The following is a 13,553-nucleotide window of genomic DNA, read 5'->3' on the forward strand; positions in this document are numbered from 1 at the left end:
AAAGTATTCAAACGGGGACGGTTCTTGAAGGGGGCAATCGGAAGTTTTGCATGCAAAAAGGCTCAACCGTCAGATATTAGCTGATTGTTGAGCCTTTAATAATACTTACGCAAAAAACTAAGCGCAAAATTTTTGATTGCCCCAGAAGAACGAAGTCGCGACTTTCCCGGGCTATGGGGTTTATTCGTTTCTGTACTCTCTGGAAAATATTTTTCTAAAAAGAAGGACTTTTTGGATTTATGTCGAAAAAAACGGGGTTTCAATCAGCACTCTTTTCCTTGCTATATGTTCATTTTAACACACTTGTAAGGGAATTTCACTAGACTTTATATTATGAAGGCCATCGCGGAGCGATTTCGTTCTTCTTGACTTGAATTCCAAAMTTTTGAATTCAAGTCAAGAACCGTCCCCAACTTGAATTGGGTAGATTAAAGGACCCTGGTTGAAAGAACCAGGTCCTTGGATAACATCATGGAATTCTGCTGGCTCCTCGGTACCTGGGGTTCCAGTAACCGTCGTACAGGGAATCGATTTTAATCCCTCTGGAACTGGAGGCGTGGATGAATTGATTGTTCCCGATATAGATACCGGAATGGTTGATGCCGCGTCCACCGGTATTAAAGAAAACCAGATCACCGGGGCGCAATTCTTCTCGCTTAATGGTGGTACCGGAGCTGTACTGTCCTGCTGCGGTATGAACCAGGTCAACGCCGAAGTTTTTATAAACATAACGTACATAACCGGAGCAGTCAAAGCCCGCAGGGCTTTCCCCACCGGAACGATACCTTGCGCCAATATACTTTTTGGCATAATCCAAAACTGCCATTGCCCTGTCCGTAATCCCTCTGGAAACATTTTGGGAGGCAGACAAAGGCCTTGCTGCCTGGTTGGTTGGTTGGTCCGGAACGGTTAAAACTTGACCGATTTGCAAGCTATCGCCGGTTAAGTTATTCAGTTTTTTAATGGTTTCCACGGTGGTGCCATTTTGATTGGCAATGGCCCACAGGGTATCTCCCTGGCCTACCGTAACCTGGGCGGCCTCGACAGAACCGGTCCACACAACGATTGCCAGGCAAACGGAGGTGGCCAGGACCGCCAGTCTTCTTCGTATAGACAACTTCACCTTCCCCACTTTCTACGCCGACGGAGTTAGCTGACGGGTTCGGACCGAAAGTTAGCCCGCTACCACAGGTAGTTCACCCCAAAAGAATGGTTCCCCCGCTTTCCATGAAATTAGGCGTTTTTATATAGTGTATTACCAAATTCGGCGAAAGTTTCCACTTTCCTGCTAAAAAAGCAATTTTCTTTCTTATGGTGGAGCATTTTAGGACCAAAGTCCTAACGGTTAAAATTTTCCTCATAATTTACCATTTTTTTGGCAATAATCTTTGATGTCTGACTTAAAGTTTCTTACCGTTTCTGTATAAAAGGAGAACTTTCAATGACCCTGACCCAGGCGACATGGAACTGTGCCAAGGTAATGCTGGCCCTGACCTTACCCTTTCAGGTGATAATTAAACCCCAACGATTGAGAAATACCCATCACTTTTGCAACCGGCAGGCCATCCATATCCTTAAACGGGACGGACTGCAAAGTGAAGCGCTGATATTTCAATCTCATTTGGAAGCTTTAAACCGTGGATCATCCTGGAGTGACAGGGGATTTAAGTATATCAGTCATTATTACGACCACCGTAAGGACGCCGGACTGTGGCATGGCCCGGATGCTCCTACCGAATGCCAGTTTTATTTTGACCGGGCCGTTAAATATTGGCGCCGGGGACGCCAGGAAAAAGCTCTCTTTTACCTGGGCGCCGCCGGTCACATCATGCAGGATTTATGTGTACCTCACCACGCCGGAGGCGTGGCCTTTAAGGGACATAGATACTTTGAAGACTGGGCCAGGGCTCATTATGAAGACTTTGCCACCACCTGTGGGGGAATCTACGATTTGTGCGGTAGTGCCGCAAATTGGGTAAAGCAAAATGCCATGGTTTCAGCCCACTACCTGCCGGAAGTGATAGAGGAAAATGCCCCGGCTGTGGAAAGGGTGGCCGGGTTTTTGCTACAGAGGGCCCAAAAAACAACCGCCGGTTTTTTACATTTTTTTATGCAGAATGTTAAAGCAAACTAAACCCCGCCGGCTTCAGTTAACGGCGGGGTTTGCTGTGCATTTTAAAACCACCGGCCGTTAGCAACCGTCGGAAACTTTCTGAAAACAATTTTTTTGCGCCGATGGCGAAACACTTTAGTTAAGCAAACGTCTTATTTATAAACCAACCAACAACCGAAGGAGCAAAAATGTCATGAAAAAATTAGCTTGCGCCCTTTTGGTTCCTGTTTTGACACTCTCCCTGCTGACCGGCTGCAGCCCTTCTCCCAAAGCAATGGAAGCATCCGACACCTCCGGCACCAAACAGGCACAAACCTTTGTGGAAACAGAAAATACCCACATCCTGCAGTCACTGGAACGGGACCTTATGGCTGACCCGGTAAAGGAAAAGGTCGTATTATACGCAGAGCAGGCAAAGGATGGTATGCCTTTGTCCTGGTCCCTGGTGGTAAATGAGATCGAAAAGGTAAAACTGTCTCACGAAGATGGTCTTTATGGCTTTGCTGAAGTCAAATTTATGGATGTGGACGGGGATCAAAAAGAGGAGGTTCTCCTGTACCGGTACTCCAGCGGCAGTGCCGGAGCCAGGGGACTGAACATTTATGAAACCACGGCAGAGAACTGGCAGGATTTGTTCTCGGTCAATAACACCATAGAAGCCGAAGATAAGAGATTCGAAGTAAAATACTTGGGTAATTATTATGCCAGTTTTGAAGATAAAGAGACCGGCCTGAAATCCACCATCCAACTGGATAAGGCCCAGTACAAAGGCATTGAGCACATGCTCAAGGACATCTCCACCTGGATTGACCCCATTGTCGACTACAGTCTGGTGGATCACAATGGAGACGGGGTCAAAGAAATCGTCACCATCCAAAGGGTGATTGGCGTGGCCCATGTGGATACCATTGCCTTATTAAAAACCACCTACAAAATAGAAAAGGGTCGGTATAAAGCCGTAACCCTGACCCTGTGCGACAACAATGACAAACCCCTGGCCGAGGTAAAGCTGTAAATCAAAGGGTCAGCTCCGCCCCGTGATCCTTCAGCCACTGCCTGTGGTTCTTGTACTCCGGGCAAATGCTCTCCACCAGTGCCCAGAATTTTTTGGAATGGTTCATTTCCACCAGGTGAGCAAGCTCATGGGCCACCAGGTAATCGATCACCGGCAGCGGAGCCATCACCAGCCGGTAATTAAAATTCAGATTGCCCTGGCTGGAACAGCTGCCCCAGCGGGTTTTCTGATCTTTAATAAAGACCTGGTTATAGTTAATCTTTAACTTCCTTCTAATAATTTCCAGCCGCTCAAGGATAATTTCCCTGGCCTGGTGCCTAAGCCAACTTTCCAGCACCTGGCTTATCTGATCTTTACGTTCCTGGAGCAGCATGACCAGGATTTTATCCCCCACCAGTTCCACCACAGGGGGGCCTTCTTGAAATACGCTAACCAAGCGATAGGATTTGCCAAGAAAGCTGACTGCCTGTTTCTCCGCCAGGCTGTTTTCTTTTCTTTGCCGTGCCCGCCGGCTCAGCAGATCCAACTTTTGGAGAATCCAGGTTTCCCGACTTTTTAACAGCGGTTCGAGGCCAACCAACGGGTATCTCGAGGGTACCACAACCTCCAGCCCCTTGTCCGGACTGATCTTAAGACGGATGTTTCTGGCCCGGTGGCTCTCTTTTACCCGGTAAGAAATCAGCTGCTCGCCCAGTTTGACAGAATCCTGTTTCGGCAAGACCGGGCCCGGTGATGCAGGCTTTTTCCTGTTGGTTTCTTTTTTTATTTTTGCCCACCTCCCCTGCCAATGAATTCTTTGCTTAGGATTCTTCAAGGAAGGGGAATTCCCCTTCCTATTCCCAACGGAAAAACAAACGCAGGCCAGGCGCTTGCGTCTGTTTGATAATCTGCTATTCCTGCCCCAGGTATCGTTCAAGATTTGCCTTGATTTCCCGGACCCCTTCAACCATGGATGGGTTTACCTCAAACAGCGTCCTGCCGGTAAGGTCGGCGTTGACCGCCTCCGGGTCGTAGGGAAGCATGCCCAGGAGGGGTACAAAATGAAGCGCCTCTTTGATGCTTTCCTCCTGACCGGGTCTGACCTTGTTGGCCACGGCGAAGACCTTTGCAACGCCCAGGGCCATCCCCAGATTAGCATCCGGATCGGCATCCACAGCTAGCACTTTCTTGCCTTCCCCGGCATAAAGGTGACACAACAGGGCGGCTAAAGTGGTCTTGCCCACGCCTCCTTTGCCGGAGATTGCAATCTTCACACCGGATTTTCCAGGCGTCTGTCTTCCCCCTGTGATGTTAGGTAAGGCCAAGGGCCGCTCTTTTCTTTTTAATTCTGTCGATGATGAGCTCCGCCGCCTTGACCGGGTCCTCTTCGTAAATCAGTTTACCCCCGAACAGCCCGTCGGTTGTTACCGGGAAGCTTTCTTTATCGGAAGTTAGCACATTGACCACCAACTGCGAGCCTGTGGCCTGGGGATTGACGCCCACATGAACGTCCACACCGTTGGCGATAAAATAGGTGCCGATGGAGATTGCTTTCGGGTGGTGGGTTTCCGGGCAGGAGCCGGCCACCGGCAGGTCTTTGATTCCCACGCCCAGGTAATTGGCCAGGGCGGTCAGAAGATCGGCAATCCTGGAGTTGTCTACGAAAGCTGCCCATATGCAAAGCTGGCGGCAGTGCCGGCAGGCCATTGGCCTGTCCGACGGCGGTGAGGATGCTGCGCAGGCTTTCCCCGCAGTATCGTAAGCCGTCCGGCGATAATAGGCTGAACTTGCCCAGGGAATGGGCGGAACAACCGGTGGCCACCACCAGAACATTGTTCTTGATCAGTTCCATGGCCAGGGTTAGGTTGTGGTGGTCTTGTTTCTTCCTCATTCCACAACCTTTTCGGACAGCAGCGGAATATGCCCGTGTACCGAGATATTGACCATGTCTTCCTTGATCACACCCAGGCGGTATTGGGGTTTCACTGCTTTCGGCGTTCCTAACAGGATATCCTGCAGATCGGTGGACATATGCAGCCCCGCAAAGCAGGATTTTAACTTGATTTGCTGACATTTTGTTGTTTCCCGTGGCCGTTTGCCACATCTCTGACGGGGGGGTTAAAATAAGCGCCTCGTCATGCCAGGTACAGGAAACTTCATCTGTCAGGGCCATGGCGATATTCTTCAGGTGCTCGCTGATTCTCAGATAGGCGTTAGTGACATCCATATGAATAAAGCTGGTATTCACTGTCTCCTGGGCGCCCTCTGCATGCGGGCAATGTGACTCATCCGCAAGCGAAACTCCAGATCGACGATATCCTCTTGCAGTGATTTGGCCTTCTCAGCATCATGCAGCTGTTGGTGGCAAAGGCGGTATTGGCAATATGGAGTAACTCGACAATTTTGTTATGCATAGTAATGATGTCTTTATGACCTTCGGCGGAAAAATCCAAGTTATTTACGTATTTGCTTTCCGCCTTATACATCAGGTTTTTCTCAATAATATCACCGATATGCTCGTAATCTCTGACGATGTGTACCAGGCCCATGGTCTTGTTAAATTCATCCTTGGTCAACGGCTGTCTTAAGAGGTGGGTCAGGTATTTATTGGTTGCCGTAGCAAGGATATCGATATGATTTTCCTTTTGGTGCAATTTTTCCGCCAGGTCGGGATCATAGGATTTCAGCAGAGGGTAGATCTGCTTTGTCATGTCGGTAACATGGTCTGAAATGTGCATAATTTCTTTGGTGGCCATTCCAATGGCCACTTCCGGACTGGAAAACAGGGTTTCGTCCAGGTATTTGGGACATATGTCACAATCCGGTTGCTTCTTCTCCGGCACAATGAATTCCAGCAGCCGAGCAAACTGGGAGATAAAGGGCGCAAACAAAACCGCAATGGCGATATTAAAGAAGGTATGGACGTTGGCCACCTGGAAGCCGGCATTGGCAGTTATGGTTGTCATTAACGTGGCCAGGGGGCTGACAAAGGGCAGGAACAACAGCACACCAACCACTTTAAATAGTAAATGGGCCGTTGCCACTCGCTGGGATTCCCGGGACGAACCAAGACTGGATAACACCGCTGTAAAGGCGGTCCCCACATTGGCGCCAAAAGCATGTAAATGGCCGGTTCCAGCGTAATCATGTGCTGCATGGCCAGCAGCATGACAATACCGATGGTAGCAGCGCTGCTGTGCACCAAAAAGGTAAAAATGGCGGCAACAGCCATGGCCAGAAGGGGTTTGTCGCTCATCTGCAGCAGCATCTTTTCAAACATAGGATCGTCCCGCAGGGGGTGCATGGTGTCTGCCATAATTTTCAGACCTAGGAACAACAAGCCGAAGCCCATTAACACCTGGCCAATCCGCTTGTATTTATGACTCTTGGAAAAGAAAATAATGGTTGCCCCGATACCGACGATGGGCAGGGATATTTCCGTGGCCTTTAATGCGATCAACTGGGCGGTCACTGTGGTGCCGATGTCGGCCCCCAGAATAACCGCCAGGGTTTGTCTTAAACTGATGATCGAAGCACTAGTTAAACTGACCAAAATAACGGTCGTGGCTGTACTGCTTTGAAACAGTATAGTTACCAGGACCCCCAACCCCATGGCGGTAATACGATTGTTGGTCAGTTTAGATAGAGCTTCCCGAAGTCTTTTCCCGGCAATTTTTTGCAGACCCTCACTCAGCACATACATGCCGTATAATAACAGGCCCATGCCACCAATCATACTTAAAACAGCTGATTGCCAGGTCATACTCTCCTCCACCTTTCTCCGCAGGAACTTAAGATAAATTTCACAAATATTTGCAAAAAAATCCGTAGCAAAAAGCTACTGTCATTATTTGCTCTTTCTTAACATAAATTTAATACTTTAATTTTAATTCATTCGTTAATTAGTGTCAAACAGTAGACATTTTATTGTCGAAAAAAGATAACTTACTGCGTACAGTGTATTCACCGGTTAGGCATCATGAAATGATTAAAGCCTTTCGTTATTTTTCCGAAAGGCTTTAATCATTTTTCCCCTTAAACATGAATGTTCTTCTCATACAACCATTCTTTATGTCTGCTATTTGTCTAAGTTGTTTTACAACCGCCTTTCTTCATCCCTCTTTTGCTGACGACCTGCCATTCATCACTGTTTCCCCCGGCACCGATGCCGGTGGCGCCGCCCGAGATAATCAACCTTAATGCCTGATCTACGGGAATATCCATAATCCTCACAGATTCCCTGGGCACCCAATACATATCCCCGGCCACCTGCAATGTTTGGGGAAAATATACGCCCACCAGTTCCCTGCCGCTTTTGTCCCGGAAGGGAGATTCCTTAACGGTTAAAAACCCCAAGCGGTAAACCGTATCGTTCAGGCTTACCAGTACGACGGTATCAAATTTCTTCTTATCCCCCGCCAGGGATTTCAGGGCATCCTTGATGGTATTATAAATATTCTTAACCCCGGGCATCGTGCAAATAAAATTTTCAATAAGATCGAGTATTTTTCTGGATATCCACCAGTTAGCCACCAAGCCGATTAAGCATACGACGGCAACCACAAAAACAAAGTCAACCCCCGGCAGTTCCTTTCCCACCAGGGGGTAAAGAATGGCATTCCCCAGCCCGGCAATCTTTGAATAGACAAAAGCCAATATGTAGAAGGTCCCCAGCAGCGGCAGCAGGACAAGCAGTCCTTTGACAAAATAAATAGAGATTTTTCTCATCGTCTCATCCTCGTTATTTTTTAGATTTGTTATCCTACCATGCTTTTTACATTGCGCCGTCACCTGGCCCCGTCATCCCACCTTTACCAATACAGCAATCCGGAGCACCAATACTACCGATGGAAGCATTAAAATCACTGCAAACCTTTTCTTTTGGGCTGACAGAAAACAGGCCGCTATAAAATGAAAAATCAACACTAAAAGGACACCCTCAAATCGCGGGGTGGCATGCAGGTACAATACAAAGGGTAGAAAGCCGATAGCGCTGACCAGCATCCATGTCCAGGAAGATTTTACAATTGCATGGGCAGCTGTAAGTGCTGCAAACAAGACAAACCACCAGAGCACAGATCCACCACCCTGTTGGGAACATTGGCTTGCATTTATTTTAACTGATTTATAACAGCATAGCATTGAATTTTAGCCATTTCAATTACCTTGGGCATCTTTTAATACGGTTCCTCCCAAGGGGTGTACTATTTAATCCAATAGTTCTCTCTCTCATTGGAAAACACTTTAATAAATTGAAAGGTCAGCTTTAACATCTCTTCCGGAAATACAAATCATATCTTTCTACCATTCTGTTTAATTACTATGGCATAAAAGTTAATCCAGTATTCTCTTGGGCTTTGGTACCATTCCTATCCAAAATATTTCATCCTTACATATTTCACATCAACAAAATGAATATTACTAAAAAGGAGGTAAACGTCTTCAAATAAACAAAGCTTTGTCTTAAGTAACCAAATATAACCATTTACTGGTAAATCAGAAATGATGCGATATAGGTTTAAGAAAATTAGAGGAGTTTTTTTCAGCACTCTCCTAGGAGTATACTATGGAAAAATATTGGTTTAAAAATCAGGAAAAACATGGAAAACTAACGGTCTCTCTCGCAAAACAGGTTCTTAGCCTTTGTATTTCACGGACAATCTCTTATAACCATTATACCACAGTAATTTCCAGGGGTTAAGGTATACCCGTTTTTTCCCTAAAAACACAAAACCTACAAACCATTTAATTTTAAGGTTCGCAGGTTTACGTTAAGATTTATATGGTGCGCCCGGCAGGAATCGAACCTGCGCACCCGGCTCCGGAGGCCGGCGCTCTATCCCCTGAGCTACGGGCGCATATTTATTTACGCTATTCTATTATAGCAATATTTATGATTTTTGCAAGTGCTGTAAAACAGTACCGGGGAGTCAACTTTTATATAGTAACATTATTTATGACGAAAAATCAATATTCTTCTTTTGGTTAACCAATTAATATTTGCCAAAAAGGATTCGCCCATCGTATTTTAGATAGCACGATGGGCTGTTTTGTTTCTTAAAAGCCAGCCTGCTGTATCGCCTGTTTTAAAACCTGTGCGGAATTTCTCAGGGCATCTTCCTCTTCCACCGACATGGGAATGGCCAGCACTTTGTTCCGGCCGGAGCCGTTTACGATGCAGGGGAGGCTCAGGCAGCAGTCTTTGATGCCGTAAATGTCATTGACCAGGCCGGATACGGTGAGAATAGAATTCTCGTCTCGCAGGATGGCCTCGCAGATTCGTTTGATGGAGAGGGCAATGGCATAGTAGGTGGCCCCTTTGCGCCGGATGATTTCGTAGGCGGCGGTGCGCACGCGTTTGGCGATTTCCTGCCTGTCTACGGGTTCAATGCCCTTTAGTTCTGAAAATTTCTCCAGTCCCATGCCGGCTACATTGGCGGTGCTCCACAGGGCCACTTCGGAATCCCCGTGTTCACCCACGATGTAGGCGTGGACGTTGCGTGGGTCAACCCCGCAGTACTCCGACAATTCAGCCTTAAACCTGGAGGTATCCAGTACAGTCCCGGAACCGAAAACCTGGTTTGTGGGCAGCCCGGAAATCTTCAGAGAGACGTAGGTTAAGACATCAATCGGGTTGGACACCATCAAATAAATAGAGTCGGGACTGTATTTCAGCAATTGGGGTAGGCTTTCTTTTAAAATTGCCACATTTTTCTGAACCAAATCCAACCGGGTCTCCCCCGGCTTTTGGTTGGCACCGGCAGTGAAGATGATGATATTGGAATCCTTGCAATCCTCAAAGGTTCCGGCATAAACATTAATAGGTTTGATGAAGGCTGCGGCATCCCCTAAATCCATGGCCTCGCCCTCGGCCTTCTCTTTATTGATATCCACCAGCACCAGATCGCTGGCCAACCCGCTGGCCATGATGGCAAAGGCGGTGGAGGCTCCCACCATCCCTGTGCGACAACCGTTATTTTTACCCCTTTCTTTTGTTTCAACTTGTTCACTCCCTGGTTATTTTTCTTTTTACAGCACAAAACTAGTATTTCCTCTATTTCTTATACTATGTCTCACAAATTTTCCAGAATTTGAGGATGGACGAATGAATGGAAACAATGTACAATGTTGCATAAGTTTATATAAAAAGGCCGAATCTCCGGTGGAACCGGAGTACGGGGGATTAAATCCAATATGGGGTGAATCCGCAAACCTTTTTCGGAGGTGTCAAAAGGTGCGGTAGGGTGCCCTTCCAACCCGAACCCGTCAACTAACCTCGAAGGCCAAAGGAGGGCAAAAAGTAAATATGAAAATGTTTGTCCGTTTTCGACGGGCCATTGTATTGATGTGTCTTTTAGGGATGCTGCTACCAACAACGGCTGTTTTCGCCTACAATTACACAGTGGTTTCCGGTGATTCCCTCTATTCCATCAGTGAGAAGACCGGGGTGGGAATCGAAAAAATCAAGGCTGCCAACAGTCTTTCCGGAGATCTGCTTCACCCGGGCCAGGTCCTGAATATTCCTGACGGAAAATCTACGACTGCGGCATCTAAACCGGCAGCACCACAAGCAAAAGATGCCAGTGCCACCTATACCGTAAAACCAGGTGACAGCCTTTATGTCATCGCCCAGAAATATAACCTCAGGTTGGAGGTCTTAATGCTGGCCAACAGCCTGAGCGGAACACTGATTTACCCCGGACAGCAATTAATTGTTCCCATTGCGGCCACCCGCAGTGCCACACCCATGGCCGTGGAAGTGAGCCGCAGCGCCAAGCGCCCGGTCATTCCCTGTACAGATGAAGACCTGGATTTGCTGGCCCGCCTGGTGACCGCTGAAGCGGGAGGGGAACCCATGGAAGCCCAGGTGGGAGTTGCGGCCGTGGTAATTAACAGAGTGCAGAGCAATCTCTTCCCGGATACCATTCGAGATGTAATCTATGCTCCCAATCAATTTTCACCGGTTCGTAATGGTTGGATCAACCGTCCTGCCACTGAAACAGCCATTCAGGCGGCCAAGGCAGCCCTGTACGGCAGTGATCCCACCAACGGAGCGCTGTATTTCTTTGATAACTCTACGAAAAACTCTTTCCTGCGTTCCTTACCAGTTTCTGCCAACTATGGTCACATGATTTATGCCAAACGCTAACTAAACAATTGCTTAATAAAACGCACTGACAGCAGCCAGTGCGTTATTGTTTTTCTATAAATTTTTAATATCGTTATAGTATTCTTCATCCTCCTGATCCAACATTAATTCCACCAGCACCGGCAGGTGATCTGAAGCGTCGGATTCTATAGGGAAGGCCGTCAGAACCCGCCATTCAGGAGAAATAAAAACAAAGTCAATTTGCTCCTCAGGCTGGTTGGAGGGGTAGGTTTTAAACCCTCCCACAGCACTGGTGGCATCCAGTAAAACAGAGGTTATCAGCCGGTATTCCCGTGAAGTACGTTCGTCATTGAAGTCCCCCACCAAAATGACAGGGCAGGAGGTCTGAGAGATAATGCTTACGATTGCCTGCGCCTGTTCCAATCTCTCTTCCCGGTTGAGTCCCATATGCGTACAAAAAAAGTTTATTCTTCGATGGTCCAGTTGAATCTCAGCTTCCAAAAGACCCCTTTGTTCACCTTTACTGGGTAGCAAATACTGCCTGTATTGAAGAATTGGCCAGTGGCTTAGCACAGCATTGCCGTATTGGGCTGCTCCCCAGTGAAGATTGGGACCGAAAGCCCAACATTGATTTAAATGATAACCCAGGCTTTTTGCCTGGTGTTGAAAATAACTGCGCGGCAGGTGTTTATCAACTTCCTGGAGGCCGATTAACCGGGCGCCGGAGCGGGCCAGTACACCGGCCACCCGGTTCAGGTCAACCTGAGCGTCCAGTCCCCGGGCATGACGAATATTGTAGCTGACAATCCTGATTGCCTGCAAAATCCATCCCTCCGCTCAACTCAAGAAAAGGCCTCTGCCGGTTCTTCTGGCCACATTCAAAATATCACTAAGGTAGGTCATTAGGCCTCGAATGTCCAAATCCTGGGGCATGTTGGCCGCTTTGTTCGCCAGACTGATGACTCCCTTAGCAAACCCCTTAATTAAAAAACCCTCCTGAGCGGCCACAGGACTGATCAGATTGTTATCTTCCCCGATCAATCCCCGGTCCGGCAGCAACAACAAGTTGCTAAAATGCATGAGATGACTCAGTTGATCCCAGGTTTTTGAATGAAAGCCTATAACGGTAATGTTTCCGTTGTCCCACAGAATATCCAGCGTGATTAAACATATTTCCAACGATTTGACGATTACCAAATTCCAATGGACTTGGTAACCGACTTCTTCCCCCAAGGCACGGCGCTCGGCATAAACAGCCATTTCCTCTTTTATGGCAGGAACCACAAGAAAGCCGCTATCTGCCAGTGCACCGATAATTTCCGGATAAATAATTGCTCCACCCATAGTGCTCCCCCATAACCCCGGGATCCAATCTAATAGTATGGTTAAGATATGCTATGCATGGATTTGCCTGCCTGCTACATTTTCTGCTTTATGTGGAATCCCGCCTGCCACGGCGGTTAAAATCCTGGGCCCAGTCATTATATTCCTCAAGAAGTTTCAATACCTTTGAACAAACCTTTTTGTCCGCCGCCAGCAGGCGTGTGGCAAAGCCTAGGCCGGATACAAACCCGGCGGCCAGACCCCTTTGAAATTCCGGCCCGTGCCGGTGTTCTTCCTCTACATGCTCTCCAAAATGTGCAGTGTTTTTTAATTCGTTAAGTTTCCGCTGCAGCGCTTCTATCAGGTAGTTTTCTCTTTCCTGGTCCGTCATTTTCATTAACTCGTTACGCGTAACCATACCAGAACACTCTCCATTTTTTGATCATTATTTGCCATTATAACAGTTGTCTCAACATTTTACACCCCTTTCACAGGTTGCGGGGTGGTCCTATAATACCATCAAGGGAGGTGTTTATGTGGACCATTGTTGGGATAAGGTAGAGGAAATTATTGAACTAACCGGCGACAACGCTTCCTATTATTTTTCCCAGGCCATGAATGGGACCATCCGAATAAAGGGCAGGTTTATACGGGATGAAAACGGAAAGCTGCGTCCCGTTCTGGTGAAAACCAGCTACCGCCCGGCGATACCCTATGATGTTCCGGCCTCGGAAACCAGGTCCTGGGGAGTGGTGCCGACTCAACTTTCAATTTCAATATCTCCGGTCACTAGCGTTGCATAAAACTTTCGCATAAATTAAAAGGTAATAATTGGAAGATATAATTGTATAATTTTGTAATTATTTGGGTGTATACACCAATTAACCCATTTTACTTTATGCTAAAGGAACAACCACTTAAGAGGTAGTCCTTTAATCCACATTTTTACAAATGATGTAATTCCTAGGCTATTATCGGGTCGTAAGTTAAATCATCCAGGTGGTCTGCTTCAC

At 47.3% G+C, this 13,553-nt stretch carries 15 protein-coding genes, 1 tRNA gene, 2 pseudogenes and 2 riboswitches; of the genes and pseudogenes, 4 read left to right on the forward strand and 14 right to left on the reverse strand.

All coding sequences use genetic code 11. The features are described 5' to 3' along the window. Window positions 1-469 precede the first annotated feature (469 nt). Window positions 470-1,123, reverse strand: a complete 654-nt coding sequence (locus P378_RS18545) for a C40 family peptidase (RefSeq protein WP_238473430.1) — start codon at window positions 1,121-1,123, stop codon at window positions 470-472. Then, window positions 1,123-1,250, reverse strand: a riboswitch (cyclic di-AMP (ydaO/yuaA leader). It overlaps the preceding gene by 1 nt. A 191-nt stretch (window positions 1,251-1,441) precedes the next feature. On the opposite strand from P378_RS18545, the gene P378_RS18550 reads away from it, so the two are divergent. Next, the gene (locus P378_RS18550) at window positions 1,442-2,134 is read left to right on the forward strand and encodes a zinc dependent phospholipase C family protein (protein ID WP_099084243.1); all 693 of its coding nucleotides are present in this window, start codon (window positions 1,442-1,444) and stop codon (window positions 2,132-2,134) included. 172 nt (window positions 2,135-2,306) lie between these two features. Next, entirely contained in the window at window positions 2,307-3,128 is an 822-nt protein-coding gene (locus tag P378_RS18555) for a hypothetical protein (protein ID WP_099084244.1), read from the forward strand. 1 nt (window position 3,129) lies between these two features. On the opposite strand, the gene P378_RS18560 is transcribed toward P378_RS18555, so the two are convergent. From P378_RS18560 to P378_RS18595, 10 genes and pseudogenes are all read right to left on the reverse strand, one after another. Beyond that, window positions 3,130-3,846, reverse strand: a complete 717-nt coding sequence (locus P378_RS18560) for a M48 family metallopeptidase (RefSeq protein WP_099084252.1) — start codon at window positions 3,844-3,846, stop codon at window positions 3,130-3,132. A gap of 172 nt (window positions 3,847-4,018) precedes the next feature. Next, entirely contained in the window at window positions 4,019-4,381 is a 363-nt protein-coding gene (locus P378_RS18565; RefSeq protein WP_180261184.1) for a nucleotide-binding protein, read from the reverse strand. A 37-nt stretch (window positions 4,382-4,418) separates the two neighbouring features. Further along, the gene (locus P378_RS18570) at window positions 4,419-4,814 is read right to left on the reverse strand and encodes a hypothetical protein (protein ID WP_274378770.1); all 396 of its coding nucleotides are present in this window, start codon (window positions 4,812-4,814) and stop codon (window positions 4,419-4,421) included. Between the two features lie 19 nt (window positions 4,815-4,833). Beyond that, window positions 4,834-4,998 (reverse strand): annotated as a pseudogene (locus tag P378_RS23245) (hypothetical protein); the annotation flags it as partial. Beyond that, a complete protein-coding gene (locus P378_RS22625) occupies window positions 4,995-5,138 on the reverse strand; it encodes a hypothetical protein (RefSeq protein WP_238473432.1) in 144 nt (47 codons plus the stop codon). The pseudogene P378_RS23245 and the gene P378_RS22625, both read right to left, overlap by 4 nt. A gap of 49 nt (window positions 5,139-5,187) precedes the next feature. Continuing rightward, window positions 5,188-6,870, reverse strand: a pseudogene (locus P378_RS18575) (Na/Pi cotransporter family protein); the annotation flags it as partial. Between the two features lie 323 nt (window positions 6,871-7,193). Further along, on the reverse strand, window positions 7,194-7,835 hold the full coding sequence (locus tag P378_RS18580; RefSeq protein WP_099084245.1) for a DUF502 domain-containing protein: 642 nt from the start codon (window positions 7,833-7,835) through the stop codon (window positions 7,194-7,196). A 72-nt stretch (window positions 7,836-7,907) separates the two neighbouring features. After that, complete coding sequence (locus P378_RS18585) at window positions 7,908-8,183, reverse strand: hypothetical protein (RefSeq protein WP_143338564.1); 276 nt, start codon at window positions 8,181-8,183, stop codon at window positions 7,908-7,910. Window positions 8,184-8,890: 707 nt separating this feature from the next. Then, window positions 8,891-8,965 (reverse strand) — tRNA-Arg (locus P378_RS18590). Between the two features lie 199 nt (window positions 8,966-9,164). Next, the gene (locus P378_RS18595) at window positions 9,165-10,064 is read right to left on the reverse strand and encodes an L-lactate dehydrogenase (protein ID WP_099084247.1); all 900 of its coding nucleotides are present in this window, start codon (window positions 10,062-10,064) and stop codon (window positions 9,165-9,167) included. A 182-nt stretch (window positions 10,065-10,246) separates the two neighbouring features. After that, window positions 10,247-10,406, forward strand: a riboswitch (cyclic di-AMP (ydaO/yuaA leader). A 7-nt stretch (window positions 10,407-10,413) separates the two neighbouring features. On the opposite strand from P378_RS18595, the gene P378_RS18600 reads away from it, so the two are divergent. Beyond that, a complete protein-coding gene (locus P378_RS18600; protein ID WP_099084248.1) occupies window positions 10,414-11,256 on the forward strand; it encodes a cell wall hydrolase in 843 nt (280 codons plus the stop codon). 54 nt (window positions 11,257-11,310) lie between these two features. On the opposite strand, the gene P378_RS18605 is transcribed toward P378_RS18600, so the two are convergent. The 3 genes from P378_RS18605 to P378_RS18615 form a co-directional block, all read right to left on the reverse strand. Continuing rightward, complete coding sequence (locus tag P378_RS18605; protein WP_099084249.1) at window positions 11,311-12,039, reverse strand: endonuclease/exonuclease/phosphatase family protein; 729 nt, start codon at window positions 12,037-12,039, stop codon at window positions 11,311-11,313. Window positions 12,040-12,054: 15 nt separating this feature from the next. Further along, window positions 12,055-12,561 carry a hypothetical protein gene (locus P378_RS18610; protein WP_099084250.1) on the reverse strand — a complete coding sequence of 169 codons (507 nt, stop codon included), beginning with the start codon at window positions 12,559-12,561 and terminating at the stop codon, window positions 12,055-12,057. Between the two features lie 88 nt (window positions 12,562-12,649). Next, window positions 12,650-12,958, reverse strand: a complete 309-nt coding sequence (locus P378_RS18615) for a hypothetical protein (protein ID WP_238473431.1) — start codon at window positions 12,956-12,958, stop codon at window positions 12,650-12,652. 118 nt (window positions 12,959-13,076) lie between these two features. Between P378_RS18615 and P378_RS18620 the strand changes: the two genes are divergently transcribed. Beyond that, window positions 13,077-13,343, forward strand: coding sequence for a hypothetical protein (locus P378_RS18620; RefSeq protein WP_099084251.1), 267 nt, complete (start codon window positions 13,077-13,079; stop codon window positions 13,341-13,343). Window positions 13,344-13,553: the final 210 nt, after the last annotated feature.

Source organism: Desulforamulus profundi (assembly GCF_002607855.1).